Origin of the sequence: Pseudobacteroides cellulosolvens ATCC 35603 = DSM 2933, assembly GCF_001262605.1 — a bacterium.
Lineage (GTDB): Bacteria > Bacillota > Clostridia > Acetivibrionales > DSM-2933 > Pseudobacteroides > Pseudobacteroides cellulosolvens.
In genome coordinates, this window is the sequence record NZ_LGTC01000001.1 from 3,757,584 (window position 1) to 3,780,940 (window position 23,357).

Sequence of the window (23,357 nt, forward strand, 5' to 3'; positions counted from 1 at the left end):
CCTCCCTTATAAGTTAAAATATTTCTTCACCTTGCTGAGCTTTCCAATATTTCATTTTATCATCTGGCTTAAAGAAAGTAATTGTATAGCCGTCTTCATTATAAGATCCAAAGGTATTTGTATCTGGATCATATACTCTTAATACACCATCGTCATCAACCTTTTGTAAATATAAATCAGCATTATTGTAGAAATCATTCGCCATCTTTGCATATTCTTCTTCTGTTTTTGCTCCAATTTTAGAACCATGTTCTGTAAAATGATCATTTAGTGTATCTTCGTTAGCCCAGTTATGGGGCCCAGGGTTACACCAATTATGTACAAGTACACCTTTACTTGAAACAAAGTATGTATGCAATCCCTCTACTTCAAAATTATAAACTTTAACAGGCTCTTCAAGTTGTTCTTTGCTTACCCCAGTTATTCCTGCAAATTCATTGGAAATCAACTTTACTTTATCTCCTTGAACTAGCTTTTCAGCTGCTGTCCACCCTTTGGCTTCAACCCAGAATGGATGTGTAGGTGTTGTATTAATTTTAATATTTCCGATATATACATGTACTAATATCTGGGTATCCTTTACAAAAACATGTGTAACTTTTCCAATTCCCTTTTCACCAGTTTGAGGGTTCTCGTCAAATATCTCATCTCCGACTTGAACCTCACGTATGTCCTTAAATCCATCCTTTGTTTCAACCAAAGTACCTCCTGTGAAGCAATTTCCTCCACCACATTCTTCGATCGCTTCCTCAACTCTATATGGTATTCTCTCTTCAATAGCTTCAATCTCTGCTTGTGTTTTAGCAGCTCCAAGCTCATCTAATTCTGAATCAACTACAGCTATTGCTTCCTGTAACTCAGCTTCACTCGCCCCCTCTAATAAAGGTGCTACCTCCTCCATAGTCTCCGCTGCCGTATTAACTACAGACGCTGTTTTAGTTATAATGGCATTTTTTTCTGCCTGAATTGTAGCACTTTCAAGCTTCTTCAATTGTCTATTAAGTGCCTTCATAACAGTTGTTTGTGCAAATTCATCAGATGAACTTATTATTTGGCCAAGCTCACTAAAGACACTTACAAGACTGCCTGCCACCATACAAAGATCATATACTTGCTGAGCTTGTAAAATTGGCAAATTTACATAGCCATTTAATGCAGCAATAAAAGAGCTAATTTCATCAATTGTGTTACCATTCGTATAAGATTCATCACTGCAAATTATTCTAAAACCTCTATCTCTAAAATAAGTATCCCATCCAATATCTTCTGGACCACTAGCTAAATATTGCTTGAATAACGATGCATAGCCATCTAATGAGCATTTCAACATATCCCTTATATTGTTAGAAATATCCATATACTCCTTAAATGTATACTGTCCATTGTCAAACTCTACTTTTACATCTTTTAGCATACTAGCTAAAACTTGTATCCATGCAGGTCCAACTTGCCCATAGTACCATTCCAGAGTTTCCAATGGTTTATCTGAAACACTTTTTCTCTGGGCTAGATAAACAGGATTATCAATTAATAATGCATTAAGCATAAATTTTGGGGTTTTAGGAGTTGCATTATAATGGTATATTACTTCTCTGCCTATTGAATTTATAACCCTTAAAGTAAATCTCGGTTGACTAACACATTCAACCTTAACAATTTTAGAAGCTACTAATGATCCGCCTGTACTTCCCGGAACATTTCTACCTACAACATATATTTTATAACTTCCTTTTTGAGGTACTTTATAATCATAATTAAATTTTTTCCCACTTTGTGAAGCTATATATTTGCCATTAATATAAACTGCTATATGGTCACAATTTATACCAGTTGCTTTAATATTAATTATTTGCCCAACTGAGTACTCTTGTTGATTATAAGGACCATCAAGCGTAACGTTTGGAATATTTGTTGCTTGTCTATATGCTGCCGCTGCTTTTTCTATATCAATAATTTTCGCGTAGCATTTGCCATCTTTTGGTATGAATTTTACACCGGATATATCCAGTCTGACTAAAGGCGTATTAACATCATCTTTGTAGTAAATTCTATCAATTGAATCTTCCTTTCTATACTCGAAAAATCCAGTAAAGTTAGGACCTGTGAATAAGCATTTTGATAGATACTCTCTAACTCTTGCCCCATCTTCTTTTATCCAACCGCTTTCCCCAGCAAATTCTGATAGTCTTTGCATCAGAAAATATTTGCTTAATTCTTTAGCTTCTTTTTCTTCTACTTTACCATTTTCTTCTGTCCTCATAAATATTCTTTGAAAATCTTTTACTGCCCATAAGGTATCTATATCAAAGAATCTAGTTTTATTGAGTTTAATTGTTTTTCCATCTGAATCAACCTTTTTACCACATCCTAAAAGCCTTAATGTTGTTTTTATCCTATATACATTCCCCCAGAGGCTCTCTTCAACTTCATCATGTGCACCAAATTCCTCATCATTAATTTTATATTGCCATTCTGAATTTGTTACAGTCATTGTTATTGGCTCAGTAAATGAATTGCTTCTAATATCCAATAGAACTCCTGGAAATTTTTTAATAAAGTCAACAAGATTAACAATTACCCTTCCATCAAAAGGATCAACTCTATATGAGCTATTTGGGAATATTGCACTGTTAGTCCCTCTAATGGTTACAATGTAATTTGTTTGATCTTTTCTTAGTTCTCCATCTACTTCGTCAACAAGTTCATCTAAATATTCTTCACCATTTTGTAAACCTCTTTCGCTTCTATCACTGACACAAATCGTATACTCACCCGTGCCTGCTTCACTGTCATAATGACTAACAGCTAAATAATAGAATTCACTTTGTGTGGGTGTAAATGTAACATAGAAATTTGTATCCGTTTCACTATCATCATTTGAGGCAAGCACGCTTAAATCATAACCTTTAACCTCTAAATATGTATCTGTATTCCCATTACTATATATGCAAAAGGTTTTACCTGCTTTAAGGTATACTTTGAAAAAATCAATATCACCACCGAAGTCAATAGAACCGTTAGCACTGGTGTAGTAAGTATTTGACGGTGCCAAAATATTTATGGTATAACTCCTTTTAACAAGATTATCTGTGGAAATTTTAGTTAATTTACTAGTGTAAGGAAATGAGTTTATCTTGGACACAGTAACATATCCAGCACCATAATCAACAAACAAATTAGCAATATCTGTGTTTGTCGGAAGCGACATGGTATATTCAGAAGAATCCGTATTAAAAATATTGTATCCTGCTAAATCAATTTCGGAACCTTCTTTTGGATAAGGATCAATGATAATATCACGTAAATCACAATCATGTCTTTTGCTAAACATCACAGGTACTGCTTGATCAATTTTGTTATTTATCCCCAATTGACCCTCTCCATTATATCCCCAAGCCCATAAACTGGTATCTTTTTTTTGTACATAAGAGTAGTAGTCTTCTAAATATATTTTTTCCACGTCTTTAATTAAGGTGTTTTCTGTAAGAACATATACAGGATAACCATCCACGCCCATACCTAAATTTGAGTCTGAATTTGAGCCACACATCCACAAGCTTCCATCTTCTTTTATTGCTGCCAAGTTTCCATGACTTGAATCTATAGCTACTGTTCTTAAACCCGATAAATCCTCTATCATAGTAGGTAGGATAATTTCTCCATTTTTATAAGTGCGACCACTAACTTTGTCGAGTTTTCCTATACCTAAAGCAGCACTAAAACTTCCCCAAGATAAAATAGTACCATCATTTTTTAATGCATGAGCAGAACTGTCTGAAACTGCTATTTGTAAAATGTTATCCAGACCACTTATTTTAATTGGCTCAAATATACATTGATCTTCGCCTATTTCTGGATTTAATATGCAATATGAATTATATCCAAAACCATAAACAGTTCCATCATCCAATAAGATAAGAAAAGTTTTCCTTAAAGCCGCTATATCAACTACTTTTTTACCAGCAGGTAGTCCTGAAACCATTTTTGTTTCGCTAATTAATGCATATTTTTCATAATTTAATCCAACCCCCCCATGATTATATCCATCAATGTAAAGAATGCCATCATCTGTTAAGTATAATGTTTCATTAATACCGCCTACTACCTTTTTCACATTCTTTAAAGATGTATAAGTAACATTTGAATTATTTTCAATATTTATTTTCAATATGCTTCCGTCATCTTTAGATATCCCTAAAATTTGATCTCTATAAGTATAAAACAATCTTTTCAAATTATTAAATCCATCAAGTTTTACAGGTAACCCTTGAATGTCCCATATTGTACCATCGCTCTTTAATGCAAGAGTTTTAAATTCATCTAACCTTGGGTCAGCTATATAGTCATCATAAAATGGATAAATTGAAAGGAAGTCAATATACTCTGCCCCTTGATATACAATATTAACCTCTTGATATGTTGAGCTTATTGAATTAAAATGTTTAGCCATAACGATAACATCATTCATGTTAATTGCATTGTCTTTATTTAAGTCACCAGCATCATTAAAGCCAAAATCAGTATTGATCTTATTGAATGATTTTGCCAGCATCACTATATCATACATATTTATTGAAGCATCTTCATTTAGATCACCAGCCCAAATAGTCACAGGTTTGTCAGACGTACCAACAATTATATTTGAACTTACCATAACATTGGTTATTTCTCTCCTTAGATATCCAGGTTTGGAAATAATAATCTTGTATGAATTTATTGAAACAGGCGAAAAATTAAATGAAAAATATCCATTTACATCAGTAAATAATCCATTTCCGTCTTTTTTATTAAAATCAGTTGTTTCATTAAAATCAGTTGTTTCATAAATTGCAATTCTGAATCCTGATTTTAATGATGATGATATCTCTGGACTTATGTATCCACTAATTGTATAATCATCAACATTCAATTTAAATCCTATATCATCTTCTATGCTACTGCTTGTGACAGCTTGAGGATTTACTGGTAATCCTTCATTTGCCACCAAAGTCTGATTCAAATTACACTTCAAAGCATTTCCATACCAGTCATAGAACGCTATACCATTAGGACTGTTTGGCATAGATGGAGTGTTTTCAAATTGTATTTTTATCTGGTTTGCTCTCAGCACTTTAAACCTTACTACCGCCAAAGTACCTGTGTTTTCAGCCATACCAGCAGTTCGATAGTCATCCATGTTCATATAGCAGGTTCCAAAGTTCAAAATACCACTGTTTATATTATTCATGGCACTTGGAAACGGTGAATATTTAGGATTCACCAATATATTCCCGCACATTGGATAAGTTGAAGTATCAAATGGTGTATTCGTATAGTCTACAGGCATAACTACCGATGGATCATACTTCAAGTTAACCTGATATCCTGCAAGGTTTGTAATTGTATCTGCCTTGATACTTAGTGTTATATAATCTCCTACATTTGCAGTTGACTTGTCTGATTCCATTGATGCTGTGCCAACATTTTCATCGTACACACTTAGCTTGTAGGTTTGGCTTTCTGAGCTGCCGTAGTAAGAATAAACCTTTATAAAATAACTACCTGCTGCCAGCTGGCTTACAACTGATTCATCCGCATTACTTCCTACTATGGAACGTCCAACCTCTGTAAAATTGCCGTTTGAATATGTATATATCACCAAATCACAATCCATGTCAGAAGGTATATTTTGTAGGCGTATCCCTATATTTGTACTGCTTGCCAATGAAATTTTGTAACAGTCAATATCATCCTGATTATCCATTGTACCGTTGATACAGCTATTAAGGCTTATTAAAGGCTTGTCCTGATTGTTCACGTTGTAAATATCATCATTTACCTCATATTGATCAGGTGTATATACACCCGCTTTAAGCTCATATGTATCAGATGCATTTGAGCCTGTATAGGAATATACCCTCACATAGTATTTGCCTGGAACTGTTATAATGCTGTTAAAGCTTTCGTCTTGGCTTTCTGCACTGAATGAACCTCCAAGCAATGTGCCACTGGCATCGTATACCTGCATGTCATAGTCGCAGCCTAATGGAATGCTTTTCATAGTTACAGCTAGTTTTCCTGTTTTAGTAGTGTCTAGTACAAACCAGTCTTCATCAGTGTTTATATTGATTGTAGGTGTAATAATTGTATTATCTCCCAAAGCTTTTGCTGTTTCCTTACTATCATTTGCCTCAAAACTATCTGGAGCTTTTTCTGTTGAATATACCATTAGCTGGTAGTTGTGATGTGCCGAACTGGTGCTGTAGGTATATGGCTGCATATCAATAAAATGGATTCCAGTTTTAGCCGCAGTAAAGTTTATATTTTCATCATAATTCGAGCCGTTTACCGAATAACCAACATAGTTTAATACATCATCTAAAAGGCTAATATCATAGTCCTCTCCTGCCGCCATGCCCTTAAGACTTATTGAATATGTCTTTCCTGCTGTAAAGTTAACAGTATAATAATCATGAGTAGTTCCATTTGCAGTACCAAAAACAGTACACTCTCCTATTGTTTGTGCTGTTACAAATGAGTGGTTCGAGCCATTGTCCATAACATAGCTGAGGGTATTTACATCCTGAACCTCAGTCCTATAAACTGATTCGACAACCGTTAATTGCTGTATAGGCTCACCACCTAAATCACTAATATTCAAATTTTCCTTAACCGCCGATTCAAATACCCTTCCATCCCTGGCTGTAGAAATAACCTTACAGAATTTTATACTATCAATGTCGTCAATCTTTAATGTTATTTGGTGTTTTGTTGTAAATTCTGGATATGATATTTTCTTTTCCAGATTGGTAGTAGATCCATAAAGAAGTACTGAGTCTGCTTCAATGCCAGTAGTCCATGATACTGATACAAAGTTTCCCTTCATTTTGTTGATGTTCAAGTTTTCTATTCCATTTTCACTGGATATATTGGAAATTCCTTTATTTATAAGAGCATCAATAAAAAGATTGTTTTCCACATTTAAAGGTTTTTCTGTTTTTCCAGTGCCTGCAAGACTTACATCACAAATATTTTGAGGCTCCTTTGACTTGTCTGTTGGTATTTGAGGTATCGGAGTCCCTGATGGCAAAGGAGTGCTTTCGTCTTCAGGTGCCTTGTTTATAAGTGCTGCGTAGGCATTAAGCATTCCTGATGTTGAAACTTTTCCTGATAGGCTTGCAGTTTTGGTTACATTATTTAATATTCTTTCCTTAATTTCAGCAGCACTAAGTAATCCTTCATAGCTTTTTAATAAAGCAGCAACACCTGTTACCATTGGACAGGCCATTGATGTTCCGCTCAAATATCCATATTTGTTACCAGGAAGTGTGCTCAGAATTGATGAACCAGGAGCTAAAATGTCCACTTTAGGACCATAATTGGAAAAGGCAGAGAGCTGTCCTTTATTGTCAATTGAACCTACTGTTATCATATTGGGAAGATTATATGCAGCGGGATATACAGGATTAGAATCAATACTTCTTCCTGCATTTCCAGCAGCAACTACAAATAGCATAGAACTGTTTGCCATGGCATCTCTCAAGGCTTCGTTGAAATTTGGGCCTCCCCAAGATAAATTCGCAATGTTCACACCTATTTTCTGGCAGTAATCTATTGCTTCAATGGCTTCACTAGTGTATCCTGTATTTCCGCTTATGAATTTTAACGGAATAATTTTTACTTTTGGTGACACTCCTACAACTCCGACATTATTCATTCCAGCTGCAATAATTCCTGCAATATGAGTTCCGTGAGTATCTTCAGCCTCAGATGTGAATACATTGTTTGAATCTGCCGCAAAGTTCCATCCATGCAGATCATTTGTATATCCGTTTCCATCATCATCCAAATCATTAGATTGCTCGTTTGGATTTTTATATATTGCACCAACAAGATCAACATGATTGATATCTACTCCGGAATCTATAATTGCTACCTTGACAGTATCAGAGCCTTTTGTTTTACTCCATGAATTTACAGCATTTATATCCACTCCCGCTGTGCCTGCCTGACCGTCTATAGTTTGTCCAAAATTATGCAAATACCATTCCTCGGTGAACTTTTCATCCGAAGGTACTTCCATCAACTCCAGTTTGTAGTTGGGTTGTGCGTATTCTACATTTGGATCTTTTTTAAGTTCATCAATAACGTTTGAAAGTTCACTCTCATCTGAAACTTCTATGGTTTCAAGCTTGAGCTTTTTGCTCCAATGCTTAGATTTAAAAGACAACTTTTTCTTTTTCGTACTGAGATTTTTTTTGGTATTTTCTTTCTTGTTTATATCTTTATACTTTACTATAATTTCTTTTTTGTCTTTCCTGCTATCAGCCTCTGTCAGATCAGTAAATTTTACTGAATCAAACTGGTTGCTGCTATTTTCTGTTTGTACAGATGCTAAATTTGTAACCTTATTTGGAACTTGTTTGATGTTCGGTAATAATGTCGGTGCTACTGATGCTTTTTTTGCTGTATCCTCAAGTGACTTTCTGATTGGATCATTTAATGGATTATACACTGATGATTGACCTGTAGGAGCAGATACAGACTTTTTCTGCGATGAAAATTGAGCAGCATTTACTGTAACTGGCCCTAAAATTATTTCTGCAATCAGAGTAAACATTACTCCTGCTGAAATTAATCTTCTTTTTAACAAAATAAGACCTCCCCTTAATTAAAATTATCATTTTTAAAGAATAATTGATTTGTTTTACTAGACTTGGGACGGTAAGTTAAAATTATAGATCGATAAAGAGCAATAAAGTTCTTCCGTAACTAGCTTAGCTAAATACTAAAGACCTATTTAAAATAAAAAAGCACCATGAAAAAGTATTGAATTAATTGGCATAGAAAGATTATAGGTGAGATATATTATACCTTGTTATATAAACACTAAGATGGATAGCTTTGATATTCACATATATTTTAACGTGAGTTCGATAAAATAAGTGCCATAATTAACCATACTCATAGATTATAATTAAGTAAGGCTTTAGTTTCTTGAATTCTGAAGCCTTTTTATTATGAAAAGCAACCTTAGAGTGTGGCAACAAGAATGCTTTTACTAAACTTTAAGCTTGGTTTGCTCGGCAAAAAGCTATACGCAGCAATACCAGCTACAACATTAGTTAAAAAGTTTGTAAAGCTTCTATGCCTAGTATGTTCAATCTGGCAAGTATTTTTCAGAAAATCATTTATTGTCTCAATAAGAGCTCGCTTTCTGAGTAGAAGCTTTTCTTCTATATCAATTAGCTTATTTTTCATGTTCTTTTTTATCTTGGTTATTAGCTTTATCCCTCGATCATACAACTTTTTAAACAAAGGCTGTGATAAATAGCCCTTATCTCCAAAAAGTTTTCCAAACAGGTCTTTTGTAAGTATATCTATTACCTTTGAGTCTCTATCATCTATATCACCCGGTGTTAAAAAGAATGATAAAATTTCTCCTATTTCATTTACTACAATGTGCAGCTTAAACCCATAGAACCAACCTGTAGAAGATTTACCTCTCTGAGCAATCTCTTTAAAAACTTTGTGAGAGTGAATTCTTCTGTTATCACAAACATCTAATGTCGTAGAGTCAATAAAGGAAATTCCTGTTGTCTTGCCTAGTCTATATTTTTGTGTGTATAATATTAATGGAATTAGTGCTTGTTGCATTAACTCTACAAACCTTGTATAACTTACAAGGCTCGGAAAGTACCCATTTAATCTTTTACAGACAAATTCTTTATAATAATGCTTAAAGTTTCTATAACTCGAATGATGAAAATATATTGTTATTGTCATTACTTCACTTAATGTCATCATTCTTGAAATGTTAAAGAGGTTAGGTTCCTGCAGTCTATTATCAGTAACCAAATGATGCTTTAAATAGTTGTCGAGCCTAATGCAAAAATCATCAGTATCGCAGAAAATTTTAATAAGTAAATCTTCCATGAAGCTCCATCTCCCTCTGTTAAATTTGTTTTGCCAACATTGATTATACAGATTCGGACAGGAGCTTCATTTTTCATTTCTGTTTCATTCTTATTACAATCATATTATCGAACTCACGTTATTTTAAAATTAATCTTATTATTGTTTATATAACTTCATCTTATTACCAATCAAGCCCCTATATCTAAATAAAACAAATGATAATTATTTCTTCCAATCAATATAATAATAAACAAATTATATTTAGTCAACTATTATGATACATAATAACAAAATTTTAACTTGTTTCATTCCTGCTCTTTGGGGTGTTTTGCAATTAATCCGTTGATATCATAATATCACTTACAGGAGGCATGGAAAGTATACAATAAAACCTTTATAGTATACTTTCCATGCCCTGAATCTGTAAGCCTACTGCAAAGACTGCTCATAAGATGCTATTAAGTAGCGTTATAGATTCTAAAGTACAGCTCCGTCAGCTTTTCTCTGGAATGGGGGGGATATCCATCAAAGACCTTCTCCGTGAGAGACTCCAGAGGAACTATTGAGGAATGAAGATTCTTTTATGGTTTACATATAAATAAAGATTCCATGTCATTATCCCTTACTCTGCAAGTTAGACCATTAATATGTTTCTGTTTTATTTCTTTATCAGTAATATTATGGTCCTCTGATTTTACCTGCTGGTTTCTAGAAACATTAATAAGGCTAGGAAAAGCCCAGCCAACTATCAAAAACATTATTTCAATTCTTTATAATAAAAGTTCTATTTCCACCCATTTGCTGCTAAGATCTTATCTGGAATTCTCAACTGTAACTGCATGTCAATTTCTTTCCAAAAGTTAGTTGAATCACAATTATCATCCCATTGAAGACAGTCTTGAAACCCAATAACTAAACTGGAAAAAAATATTATAATTTTTGTATTTTTATTATGCTACTCTAATGTTTCACTCGAATTTATATAGCTCTGGGAATTATTGCATAAAAATCCGGTGTTACAATTGTGTCATAGCATTCCGGCAATAATTCTACATGTAGAGTGTGCCTGTAAGGCACACGATATTCAGCAAGGAAACCTTGCATAGTAAGGCCTAGCCAGCCGCTATTACCAAGTCTTTGGTTTAAGCGTAGGACAGGGAGCAAACGAGCCAAAATCCGATAGGGTGAAGTGATTGAGCCTCGATAGTAGATTAAGAATGAGTACGCCTTATTGGCACAAGCAATGGAGAAATGTAAAGATGATAATGGTGAGAAGAAATATAAACCGTCTATGGTATATGATTGGATTGACCATGTGAGGAAATTAGGTTTAGGGCAGGTGTTTTAAATACTCTATAATTTTATATTATCCACGTATTCCAATTAAACTAATAATGAGTAGTTAAAGAATATGCACTTATGGCTATGTTCCGAGAATTCATGAAAAGCAATTATAAAGTATGTAATGGAGAAAATAAATGTATGGCTATGAATAATAAATCTATTTTAGATTTTAATGATTACTCTACATTTAAAACAGAATATGATATGAGAATTTCTAGTTCAAAAGCTGAATACTTTCACAGTAAAATCTGATGATGTCTTTTTTGTTTCAAAAATGCTGTAAAGGAATATGATTCATTTAAGCATTTACATATATTTTTTAACCATTGCGTGAAATTCATTAAACAGTTTGGCAATGTAACTGTGGATGGTGGAAAATTGATTTTTATAGTTATATGGTTATATGGAACAGGAAGGTAGATAAAGATTGGTATAAATCAGTATATAGTTCTCAATTAAAGAAGTTTACTATTAGCGATAAGAATATTCCAATAAATACCTTATCTTCATATTTAGAGAAACATGAAGATAAGGTATGAGATTAATGATGGCAAATTAACTGTAAAAAATATATTTTTGCATGTGATTTCTTCAAAGATCACCCAAGAATCACTTACAGGGCAGTTGCTGCTCTGACTCTACAAGTCACTGTGAAGTCACTTCGCAAGCTTCTTTAAAGCCACCTGCGAAGATTTTAAAGTATGGCTCCTTTAGCGAGTTCTAAAGAATGGGGGCAAAAGGCTCGGATTCCGCTTCGTGAGAAGCTTTAATGCAGATTCGGAGAAACGCTTATCAACTTCTTTAAATCAAGTGTATATTATTTGGGAAAAAAGCCAGATATTCTGCTAGAAATCCTCTGATTTTAACATCAACCAATTATTTTGAACTATTTTCTATGTATAATTGTATTTTTACTCGATAATTTATATAATTTAACCATGATATAGAAATATTGGGGGATATTCATATGTTACAGATACTAAAGGATTTTTTTGGGAGTATTAACTGGTCAACGGTTATTACAGCAATTCCCATCAGTGCTCTTGTGGGTTCGTTTTTTACCTATATGCTTAATGGAAGAAGAGAGAAACAAAAATCAAAAAAAGAAATAATTAGAAGTGCTAAAATTATTAATCTTGACCTTATACTGCAACATTTGAAGGGATAAGAGTTCAAAATGAAATTCCATTGCCGCATATCGGTAAAGCTCCTGAATGTATTCCATTAAACTCTAATTATCCAAATTTAATTAATGTAATAAGCGAAAAATTAACTCCAAAAGAATTAATGTTATTAAATAAGACATATGGTATTTTAGAAAAAATAAAACAAGATATTTTAAAGTATAATTACACATTAGATTCAATAGCTAATAGCGGAATTAGAATGTCGTATAAAATTTTGTTAGTTGAGTTATTTGACGGAAATCTAGAGGAATTAAAAAACTTAAAGGGAAAAGACTATGATTCAAGAGAATTAATGGACTTAATGGGTGACAGATATAAAAGTTTATTCGAAAAAATAGATAAAATATCAGATGAAAAGATATAATAGTTATAATTTTACACAGTCTATCAAGAGACCGTTGTTGCATTATACTTATAACCAATATACAGCATTTCTGGTCCCCTGATATTCCTTAATGGCTTTCCAGAAACAGAATTTCCATCAGAGATTTCCGGTATACCAAATTAAACATTAAAATTAATGCGGTTGGACTGCTGATATTCTCTGCTGGTTTCCGTGGTATTAATACTTCAGTTAATATCTGAAAGTCCGCCATTCATTAGGTAAGTAACTTCTTCTAGAGATGGAGGATTAGAGGCTAAAGGAAATCTTGTACATACAGAAGCTGCTGTTGCAGCAGCAAATTTAACTGTTTTCTCATCATCCCAACCTTTAAAAATACCGTAAACAACTCCTGCCCTGAAAGTATCTCCTGCACCTAATGTACTTTTCACATGAACCTTATAAGGGATAAATCTATTGACCTTGCTCCCTTTTCTGCCATAAAGAATTTCCTGTGCACCAAAAGTAAAGATTACAAGGTCTTTGCTCATATTGGTATATCTTTTAAACAAACTATCAATGTCTTCTTGTGGAAAATTATTCTTTATAAACTCATTTGATATAATAGCAGCAGCTGCATTTTTAAAAATTTCGCTGTCCGGCATACAGTCTATTGTTATATAGCTTTTTCCTTCCTCAACGCAGAATTTTGAAGCTAATGTCGATTCCTCATTAAAAAACGGATCTATCGAAACAATTTTTGATCTTCGTATGGTTTCTCTATCAGGTATATTCCATCTCTTCGGCCCCCTAAAATAATTTGCAAATTTACCGAAAACAGTCCTGGAATTTTTATCGATCAATACCATATCTTCTACCCCGTCATAGGTTGAATCATAAGTTAATCCAGTACAATCTATTCCCCATTTATTATAGAACTGAAGGATATTGTTTTTTGTTTTCATACCAAGAAATGGCCCGTCAAGCTTAACATTAAGGCCAAACTTAGCAAGAACTAGTGCTGAGTTACCGCTTTCACCTCCTGGAACATTGTAGGACTCCGTTATTTCACAGTAACTGTCAGATTCCGGATATAGTCCATCTAAAAGGTGAAGTGTAGACCACACAGTCATTCCATAAAGATAAACATCTAGTTCCTTCTTTAAAATTTTCGTTGGCATCTTTAAGCCCTCCTTTTATAGGATTTGAGTTTTACACTATCTTTTATTTTAATAAAAAATTTTATAAGGTTTTGTTCCCCCCACTTCCTGTATCCATACACAAAAAATTGAATTTCAATGGAAGTTTTCATGCTGGACTGCTGATATTCTCTGCTGGTTTTCAGACCTACAATTGAATTCAAATTAGCTCTGCATGTATACATCTATAACTCCGTTGTTTGGTTTACAAAATATTATTTTCTTTACTGTCACCTTTATAAATTCTTATTTTAAAATCAGCATTATTAACATTAATGTTCCACCAATCCAAGGTTTTACGTCTAAGCTTATGCAACTCAATATCAAATTCAGTAACAGGCTCTTTTTCAGAATACTCATATAGTGAGCTAAACTCATTAATCTTATCTAATGGCATAGTAACTTTTACATAAGTTTGCGTACCATTGCAAACAATCTTTGAAGCTTTTTCAACCTTTGCTCCTTCGGGTAATTTAAAATTGCCGAAGGATTGCTGCAAAGAAAAAACATTTTCCTGAGTAAGTTCAACATCAACTATTCTGTATGTTTTAAGTGGAACTACAATCCACAATATGTAAGCTACTGACGATATCAAAACTATCAATAGTATTATTTCTAAATATTTTTTCAATTAGAAACTCCTCTTTCTCTACTTAAATTAAGATACTTTCCTATTGTATCATTATAATTCTTATAAGAATTATAAAAGAAGTCTTCTGCACATCTGATATTCCTTAATAGCTTTCCATATAAGCATGCTTGTTGGTTTCAATATTATCTTTAATATTCGTATACTTTAATTCTATTTCTATATGACCACCAGCTACATGTGGAGCTTCCATACTTATACCTAATGAATCATTAGTTAAATAGCTAAATGCAAATGGAGACTTTGCATATGATGAATCAGCAGTGTTAAAGCATCTAATTAAATCCTCATCAGAGTATGATTTAAGTATATAATCGAATGCACTTGCAGAGGCTTGATTCATCTCAGGTTCCCTAACTTCATAATTTCTAAACTTATTAATAAAACTTTTATCGATATTAATATAATCCTTTAATTCAATCTTCCTACCACTGTTAATATCAATATTCACTGTATAAAACAATCTTGAAGGATATGTTCTTCTTGGTCTAGCATATCCATCATAAGTAACACTTAAGATATAATTGCTTTTTCTGGTAATCTTGTAGTTTATTTTTATAGTTATGTCATCTTGATACCTGAACAAATCTAAGACAGTGAAAGCTTCTTTTCTGAGCAGATCATTTATTGAATTTTGTCTGCTTTCATCTTCGAGTTTTTTAATCTGAGGATAGGTAATGTTTATTTCCCTGTTATTATATACCGAGTCTGCTACACTAAAGACTATATTTGAACTTTTATTATTTTTTAGGGGAAACTGTTTATTGATTGATATAATACTTGGTTTTTCATTTCCAAATTTATTACATGAAATTAAAACTAATAACATTGCCATTACAAGCAATAAGCATATCTTCCTTATCATCTTTTCTCCTATCTCAGATAGTAATAAACAGATTTTACATTCAATTTTAGTAATATGTTTAGTCTATTATATCATTTTCATTATTCCATTGGAATGACTGGTTCTCGGTATTCCGACTTATCCCGCATCATTTTAAAAATGATATTTACCAGTTTTCTCATGATACATTTAATGCTCTGTTTTTTTGTTTTACCGCATGACAATTTCTTTTTATAATAATCATAAAAGTAAGCATTTGTGGGCTTTCCCTTTGGATCACTCAACAATGAGACTGCGATTTGGAAAAATATTTGATATAGATTTCTGTTACCAAGTTTGTTACTGAAATTCTTGTTCGTCTGACCTGTGGAATATCTCATTGGCGAAATTCCGGCATACGCAGCTAGAGTGTCAGCATTGGGAAACCTTGATATATCACCTATTTCAGCTATGATTCCTGCGGCTGTCACTGTATTTATTCCTTTCATACTTTCAAGCTTATAACCAAACTGAGGAATAAGTTTCTTCATATTATCTTCAATACTTGCTATGATAGCCGTATTATCATTGATTTGTTTTATTGATGATGTGACAATAAAATCTCTCAGGTCTTGAAATTCGTTCGTTGTATCTCCGTCTTTCTCTACATAATCAAGTATTTGACGTGCTTTTTTCTCAGAACAGTTATGATGGCTCTTTTCACTTAGAAAGGCTGTAAGTTTTTGAATGGTAATTCCATTTAATTTTGACGGGGACGGAAACGCTTTGAAAAATTCCAGTGCTGTTTTACTATCAAGAGAGAAGAAAAAGTTTTTGTAGTTTGGATAATGATGGCTTAAATACGTATGGATTTGATTTTTTAAAACAACGTTATTTTTAACCAGCGTATTTCTCTTTGTTACAAGTTCGTTTAATGCCCAATGTAAATCATTTGGTACTGCATCAGGTAATGCATCAAGCTTGTTTAATAGAACGTTAGCCACACATTGACTGTCTATGCTGTCAGATTTATTTATGCTGGCTTGGTTTTTCCTCTCAGACTGTGACAATGAAGGATTAACATATTTGACTTTATAATTCCTTTCAAGTAGAAATATTGCCAATTCTCTTCCGTTTCCAAGCACATCTTCCAGAGCAAAAACTGGTGTGATTCCTTGTGGTGTGTGCCTTTTAACAAAACTTATCAACTTGGTAAAGTCATTCTTTTTATTTGGGAACGTTAATTCTCCTAATTTTTCACTAAAGCAATCAATGATAACTGCTGTATGCTGGTGTTTATGCACATCACAGCCCACATATAAATGTTGCATTTTTCTGTGTAACATCATTAAAATCATCCTTTCATTATTCATATTTCAAGGTACATAAATTTACCTTAAGCATCCCTAATTTCCAGCGTTAGATCCTATTAAAAAGTCCCGCATCAACTTCTAAGCAAAGGTTTTAAAGATTTTATAAAAGCCATATTTTAAATACAGCCTTTAGAAAAACTTCAAAACCAAGAATAACGGCATTCTCTGCAAAGCGTTAGCATCTGGCAGGAGCCAGAAACCCGCACAAATATCAACAGCCCTTATTCATGGTATAAGCCAACTTTAAGTAAAAATTTTATAAGGAATATTTGCTTCAATAACCCTGTGAAGCATATCAACAGTGCCTTTACTACATGATAAATTCTCATGGAAAAACAAAACTAAATCAGGCTTTTCCATCTTAATCATTTGTGCATTTCTTATAGGTCCGGCACTTTTGCCAAATCTCTGCCAATCTGCCGGATATTCAATAAAACTTATCCCACACTGACGAGCAGCACGGACAGCCAGAGTATCAGCACCACGGCATCCTCCAGCAATAATCAAATCAATATTGAGACTTTTTACAACAGCTAAAATCTTCTGGTAATCCCGATAAAATCGACTTCCAGATACTAAAACCTTCATATATATAACCTCCAGTTTTACTGAAAAAGCCTGTAATAAATACAAGCCTTTGCACTAAAGCCGAGATCTGTAAATATAGCTATATCAACGCTTTCTGAATAAATACAGGATAAAAAAGACCAACCTAAACTGGTAAATGGAGCTACCATAATCTCTGGTAGCCCTATGTAAAAACCTCTCAAAATCCCTCATATCTCTTCCTCACAATCAACTGGACGGATAGTAATAATCCCCTGTGTAACATCAATAACCACCCTGCATCCAACCTCAAAACCGAATGTAGCTAACCACTCAGCCGATACAACAATAGCAGGTGAATCATCAAGCCAATGACTCTTGACAGACGATAACGCTACCATATAAAGACACCTCCCCAAATATCACTCATGAGCCTATGGAGGAAGATACCCCTGCATAAGCCGGGACAAATGCTACCGCTATCTCAGATATACGTCAATGGGACTTTGATAAAAAAATAAAATAAAAAATGCTTTCTTCGAAGAGAACTCCTTTGTGACTTCGTTGACTTCATCCGATATGACCGAAAAGACTGCTAGCAGTCCTTTCGATCATATCTCAAGTGAGGATTTCAAATTTTTATTATTTGAAATCCTCACTTGATGGGGCTTATGAGCTGCTAAAAGAGCCCTTGAAGAGTTCTTGCAGTTATGCTGTTCTTATTAGCTGCTTACAAAGACAACTTCAGGTCACTATAACGTCACATACGGATTGGCAAAAAAGACAACTACATGTCTTTTTGCCAATCCTAAAGCGATAAAAAATATAAATTAAAAAATACTTTTTATCGCTTGTTGTCGCTTCGGAGAGTCTGTAAAAGCCGCTACAGAGAGGCTTACGGGTTATGTCTTAACTTCGCAGTGGCTTTGAAACTGCTACAAAGAATCCATTGAGACTCATACGGCAGATGGAAAAACTTTTTTATTAGTTTTTCCATCTGCCTACCTAAAAGTATCAGATCTATGATTTGATACTTTTAGTGTATGTATCTCTGCAAGCTGCTTACAAAGAGGTCTTTGAAGCTGCTAATAAGTTCAGCTAAACCCGTAAGCATCCCGAAAGAGTCTTCGTTAGTGGCATTTAAGTCACATTCAAATAGAGGTATGGCTTATATATAAGACGTACCTCTATTTTCAGGAGAACGGAGTGATAAAGAAAACAAATCACTCCATTCTCCTGATGAGGCCTACGTAAGACTCTAAACAGTGCAGTATAAGCGGCTTCGTAGAATTGCAGGGATAAGCATTTTTTATTTTATTTTTTTTCAAAGCCCATTGACGTATTTCTGAGATAGCGGTATCTTTTGTTCCAGCTTATGCAGGGGTATCTTTCTCCATAGGCTCATGAGTGATATTTGGGGAGGTGTCTTTATATGGTAGCGTTATCGTCTGTCAAGAGTCATTGGCTTGATGATTCACCTGCTATTGTTGTATCGGCTGAGTGGTTAGCTACATTCGGTTTTGAGGTTGGATGCAGGGTGGTTATTGATGTTACACAGGGGATTATTACTATCCGTCCAGTTGATTGTGAGGAAGAGATATGAGGGATTTTGAGAGGTTTTTACATAGGGCTACCAGAGATTATGGTAGCTCCATTTACCAGTTTAGGTTGGTCTTTTTTATCCTGTATTTATTCAGAAAGCGTTGATATAGCTATATTTACAGATCTCGGCTTTAGTGCAAAGGCTTGTATTTATTACAGGCTTTTTCAGTAAAACTGGAGGTTATATATATGAAGGTTTTAGTATCTGGAAGTCGATTTTATCGGGATTACCAGAAGATTTTAGCTGTTGTAAAAAGTCTCAATATTGATTTGATTATTGCTGGAGGATGCCGTGGTGCTGATACTCTGGCTGTCCGTGCTGCTCGTCAGTGTGGGATAAGTTTTATTGAATATCCGGCAGATTGGCAGAGATTTGGCAAAAGTGCCGGACCTATAAGAAATGCACAAATGATTAAGATGGAAAAGCCTGATTTAGTTTTGTTTTTCCATGAGAATTTATCATGTAGTAAAGGCACTGTTGATATGCTTCACAGGGTTATTGAAGCAAATATTCCTTATAAAATTTTTACTTAAAGTTGGCTTATACCATGAATAAGGGCTGTTGATATTTGTGCGGGTTTCTGGCTCCTGCCAGATGCTAACGCTTTGCAGAGAATGCCGTTATTCTTGGTTTTGAAGTTTTTCTAAAGGCTGTATTTAAAATATGGCTTTTATAAAATCTTTAAAACCTTTGCTTAGAAGTTGATGCGGGACTTTTTAATAGGATCTAACGCTGGAAATTAGGGATGCTTAAGGTAAATTTATGTACCTTGAAATATGAATAATGAAAGGATGATTTTAATGATGTTACACAGAAAAATGCAACATTTATATGTGGGCTGTGATGTGCATAAACACCAGCATACAGCAGTTATCATTGATTGCTTTAGTGAAAAATTAGGAGAATTAACGTTCCCAAATAAAAAGAATGACTTTACCAAGTTGATAAGTTTTGTTAAAAGGCACACACCACAAGGAATCACACCAGTTTTTGCTCTGGAAGATGTGCTTGGAAACGGAAGAGAATTGGCAATATTTCTACTTGAAAGGAATTATAAAGTCAAATATGTTAATCCTTCATTGTCACAGTCTGAGAGGAAAAACCAAGCCAGCATAAATAAATCTGACAGCATAGACAGTCAATGTGTGGCTAACGTTCTATTAAACAAGCTTGATGCATTACCTGATGCAGTACCAAATGATTTACATTGGGCATTAAACGAACTTGTAACAAAGAGAAATACGCTGGTTAAAAATAACGTTGTTTTAAAAAATCAAATCCATACGTATTTAAGCCATCATTATCCAAACTACAAAAACTTTTTCTTCTCTCTTGATAGTAAAACAGCACTGGAATTTTTCAAAGCGTTTCCGTCCCCGTCAAAATTAAATGGAATTACCATTCAAAAACTTACAGCCTTTCTAAGTGAAAAGAGCCATCATAACTGTTCTGAGAAAAAAGCACGTCAAATACTTGATTATGTAGAGAAAGACGGAGATACAACGAACGAATTTCAAGACCTGAGAGATTTTATTGTCACATCATCAATAAAACAAATCAATGATAATACGGCTATCATAGCAAGTATTGAAGATAATATGAAGAAACTTATTCCTCAGTTTGGTTATAAGCTTGAAAGTATGAAAGGAATAAATACAGTGACAGCCGCAGGAATCATAGCTGAAATAGGTGATATATCAAGGTTTCCCAATGCTGACACTCTAGCTGCGTATGCCGGAATTTCGCCAATGAGATATTCCACAGGTCAGACGAACAAGAATTTCAGTAACAAACTTGGTAACAGAAATCTATATCAAATATTTTTCCAAATCGCAGTCTCATTGTTGAGTGATCCAAAGGGAAAGCCCACAAATGCTTACTTTTATGATTATTATAAAAAGAAATTGTCATGCGGTAAAACAAAAAAACAGAGTGCGTCCGTAATGGACTTGAAAGTATCATCCTAAGAGGATTCTGGACTAGAGAGATGTCTGGATGGTCGACTGATTAACCGGAGGTGGAAACGCCATAAGGGAACATAGCATCTCAGTAAAGTGTATACCTTGAAAATTAGCTTACAGGGGGATATGCGAGACCAATGTGTAATATGGTTAAAGCTAAACTGCCTTAAACCCAGTGCCTTGACCTTAACTTTGGGGGATGTGCGAAGGCTAATTGATAAGCACATGAAAAGATTCTATGAGAATCTCGCTTTGTTGGTTCTCATAATCTCTGAGACTTTTCAAGCGTATAAGAAATACGATAAAGGTACGAACGGGAACCTAAGTTACACGAAATTGTACTTCAAGAACTAAACGGAGATAACCTAAGTCAGCAGAGCTGATATGGTTACGGAGCCACCATAGTAGTCTGAGGAACCTGAATAGACAGGGAAAGCCGTAAAATCGGATACAGGAAAGCTGTCCACATGGCGAAGGGTGGCAGGTTGTTTAATTGAATGAATATGGAGGTATGCGAAATGCAGAAAGCTGATATAGTTCTATCAATACTAAGCAAGAAGTCAAAAGAAAATAAAGAATTTATCTTTGATAGGTTATATAGAAATCTATTTAATCCAGATTTCTATATAACAGCTTACGGAAAAATCTATGCGAAGGAAGGTAATATGACCGCTGGTATAGACGATAAAACAATCGATGGTTTCAACTATGATATCATTAATGACATAATTGAAAAAATGAAATCTGAGACATATTATCCTATACCAGTTAGGAGAACTTATATTCCAAAGAAAAATGGAAATTTAAGACCTCTGGGAATACCATCTTTTATAGATAAGCTTGTACAAGAAGTAGTTCGGCAGATACTGGAGTCAATATATGAACCTATATTTTTGGAAACTTCACATGGCTTCAGACCAAATAAAAGCTGCCATACAGCCCTCTATCAAATCAAAAACAGGTATAAGGGAACAAATTGGGTAATTGAAGGTGACATCAAAGGTTTCTTTGATAACATTGACCATGATGTTCTTATTAGTCTATTAGGTAAAAAAATCACGGACGGAAGACTTCTGGAATTAATAAAAAGATTTCTTAAGGCAGGTTATTTTGAATTCAATCAAGTAAAAGGCTCTTTGTCAGGAATACCGCAAGGAGGTATAATAAGTCCTATTCTAGCCAATATATACTTGCATGAACTGGATAAGTACATGGAGTCATTAAAAGAACAATATTCCACGTACCAAAATAAAAGAAAGTATAACCCTGCATACTCACAACTTGAAAAGGCGAGGCACAATGCAAGACGAAGAGGCGATAATAAAACTGCTAAAGAAATACTAAAACAAATGTATACTCTACGTTCATTAGACCCTATGGACCCTGATTATATAAGGGTCAAGTACACAAGGTATGCCGATGACTTTGTTGTATGTATAATTGGAAGCAAGAAGTTAGCAGAGGAAATAAGAGATAAAATAAAAGAACTACTTAATACTAAACTAAAATTGGAACTTAACATGGATAAAACCATTATAACAAACTTAACAACAGAAAGAGCAAGATTTCTTGGATTTGAGATTTCCAAAACTACCAATTGCACTTTTACAAAGAAAAACACACTCGGTTATAAAAGAAGGACACTGAACGAGACAATACAACTTTTAGTTCCAAACGACGTGATTAATAAAAAACTGGAACCTTTCAGAAAGAATGGCAAACCCACTCATCACTGCAATAGGATAAACCTGACCATTGCAGATATAATTGGCAAATACAACTCAGAAATCAGAGGCATGTACAACTACTACAGAATTGCAACGGATGTAAGCTCCAAAATAGGAAAGTACAAATACTACCATTATTCCAGTATGGCAGCAACTATAGCAAGAAAGGAAGACAGTTCGATCACAAAGGTTATAAAAAAATATGGAATAGATGTGCCCAGGAAACACGGCACAGGGACTCGTAAAATAATTGGTGTAAATTATGAGACTAAAACAGGAAGTAAAACCATGACATATTTTAACGAGCCATTAATATACATGAATCAGCCCAAAAAGTGGCTAAAGGAAACTAATGAAATCTACTATAAAAAACCTTTAGTAATCAAAAGGCTTGAGAATTGTAAATGTGAACTTTGCGGAATACAAAGTAGTATTCCTGGGGATTTTGCAGTTCACCACGTTAAAAAACTAAAAAGCCTAAAAGACAAATATTTTAAGGCAAATATAATAACTCCATATTGGGTACAAAGAATGATTGAACTGAATCGTAGAACTTTAATAGTGTGCAAAAAATGCCATAAAGACATCCATTTTGGAAAAGAAATATAGATAAATCGATTGACTTTACACTTAGAAACAGCTGGCGAGCCGGATACATTGAAAGGTGTAAGTCCGGTTCTGAGGGGGACGCAGAAATCTACTTGGTAAAACAAGCAAGACGCTGTT

Annotated in this window: 16 protein-coding genes; 7 read left to right on the forward strand and 9 right to left on the reverse strand. The window is 34.1% G+C overall.

The features are described 5' to 3' along the window. Window positions 1-13: 13 nt before the first annotated feature. Window positions 14-8,632 (reverse strand): S8 family serine peptidase, encoded by an 8,619-nt coding sequence (locus Bccel_RS15330; protein WP_036945658.1) that lies wholly within the window; start codon window positions 8,630-8,632, stop codon window positions 14-16. A 380-nt stretch (window positions 8,633-9,012) separates the two neighbouring features. Next, complete coding sequence (locus Bccel_RS15335) at window positions 9,013-9,915, reverse strand: IS982 family transposase (protein WP_050753516.1); 903 nt, start codon at window positions 9,913-9,915, stop codon at window positions 9,013-9,015. Window positions 9,916-12,208: 2,293 nt separating this feature from the next. Here Bccel_RS15335 and Bccel_RS15340 point away from each other — a divergent pair. Together Bccel_RS15340 and Bccel_RS15345 are read left to right on the forward strand one after the other, a co-directional pair. After that, complete coding sequence (locus Bccel_RS15340; RefSeq protein ID WP_036946093.1) at window positions 12,209-12,409, forward strand: hypothetical protein; 201 nt, start codon at window positions 12,209-12,211, stop codon at window positions 12,407-12,409. Window positions 12,410-12,429: 20 nt separating this feature from the next. Next, complete coding sequence (locus Bccel_RS15345) at window positions 12,430-12,792, forward strand: hypothetical protein (RefSeq protein ID WP_036946091.1); 363 nt, start codon at window positions 12,430-12,432, stop codon at window positions 12,790-12,792. Between the two features lie 206 nt (window positions 12,793-12,998). Here the strand turns inward: Bccel_RS15345 and Bccel_RS15350 are convergent, their stop codons facing one another. From Bccel_RS15350 to Bccel_RS28980, 7 genes are all read right to left on the reverse strand, one after another. Next, window positions 12,999-13,931, reverse strand: a complete 933-nt coding sequence (locus Bccel_RS15350) for a carbohydrate kinase family protein (RefSeq protein ID WP_036946015.1) — start codon at window positions 13,929-13,931, stop codon at window positions 12,999-13,001. Window positions 13,932-14,154: 223 nt separating this feature from the next. Next, on the reverse strand, window positions 14,155-14,580 hold the full coding sequence (locus tag Bccel_RS15360) for a hypothetical protein (protein ID WP_036946011.1): 426 nt from the start codon (window positions 14,578-14,580) through the stop codon (window positions 14,155-14,157). 103 nt (window positions 14,581-14,683) lie between these two features. Next, the gene (locus Bccel_RS15365; RefSeq protein ID WP_050753517.1) at window positions 14,684-15,463 is read right to left on the reverse strand and encodes a hypothetical protein; all 780 of its coding nucleotides are present in this window, start codon (window positions 15,461-15,463) and stop codon (window positions 14,684-14,686) included. Window positions 15,464-15,543: 80 nt separating this feature from the next. Then, a complete protein-coding gene (locus Bccel_RS15370; RefSeq protein WP_050753518.1) occupies window positions 15,544-16,770 on the reverse strand; it encodes an IS110 family RNA-guided transposase in 1,227 nt (408 codons plus the stop codon). Between the two features lie 267 nt (window positions 16,771-17,037). Continuing rightward, on the reverse strand, window positions 17,038-17,382 hold the full coding sequence (locus tag Bccel_RS15375; protein WP_050753519.1) for a DUF2493 domain-containing protein: 345 nt from the start codon (window positions 17,380-17,382) through the stop codon (window positions 17,038-17,040). 17 nt (window positions 17,383-17,399) lie between these two features. Then, the gene (locus tag Bccel_RS30280; protein WP_160317731.1) at window positions 17,400-17,564 is read right to left on the reverse strand and encodes a hypothetical protein; all 165 of its coding nucleotides are present in this window, start codon (window positions 17,562-17,564) and stop codon (window positions 17,400-17,402) included. A gap of 6 nt (window positions 17,565-17,570) precedes the next feature. Further along, window positions 17,571-17,741 carry a SymE family type I addiction module toxin gene (locus Bccel_RS28980; RefSeq protein ID WP_081927305.1) on the reverse strand — a complete coding sequence of 57 codons (171 nt, stop codon included), beginning with the start codon at window positions 17,739-17,741 and terminating at the stop codon, window positions 17,571-17,573. Window positions 17,742-18,772: 1,031 nt separating this feature from the next. On the opposite strand from Bccel_RS28980, the gene Bccel_RS28985 reads away from it, so the two are divergent. From Bccel_RS28985 to ltrA, 5 genes are all read left to right on the forward strand, one after another. Beyond that, window positions 18,773-18,943, forward strand: coding sequence for a SymE family type I addiction module toxin (locus tag Bccel_RS28985; protein ID WP_081927305.1), 171 nt, complete (start codon window positions 18,773-18,775; stop codon window positions 18,941-18,943). A gap of 6 nt (window positions 18,944-18,949) precedes the next feature. After that, window positions 18,950-19,114 carry a hypothetical protein gene (locus Bccel_RS30285; RefSeq protein ID WP_160317731.1) on the forward strand — a complete coding sequence of 55 codons (165 nt, stop codon included), beginning with the start codon at window positions 18,950-18,952 and terminating at the stop codon, window positions 19,112-19,114. 17 nt (window positions 19,115-19,131) lie between these two features. Continuing rightward, a complete protein-coding gene (locus Bccel_RS15380; protein WP_050753519.1) occupies window positions 19,132-19,476 on the forward strand; it encodes a DUF2493 domain-containing protein in 345 nt (114 codons plus the stop codon). Window positions 19,477-19,743: 267 nt separating this feature from the next. Next, entirely contained in the window at window positions 19,744-20,910 is a 1,167-nt protein-coding gene (locus tag Bccel_RS15385) for an IS110 family RNA-guided transposase (RefSeq protein WP_050753520.1), read from the forward strand. A 512-nt stretch (window positions 20,911-21,422) separates the two neighbouring features. Beyond that, window positions 21,423-23,240 (forward strand): group II intron reverse transcriptase/maturase, encoded by a 1,818-nt coding sequence (gene ltrA, locus Bccel_RS15395; RefSeq protein WP_050753522.1) that lies wholly within the window; start codon window positions 21,423-21,425, stop codon window positions 23,238-23,240. Window positions 23,241-23,357: the final 117 nt, after the last annotated feature.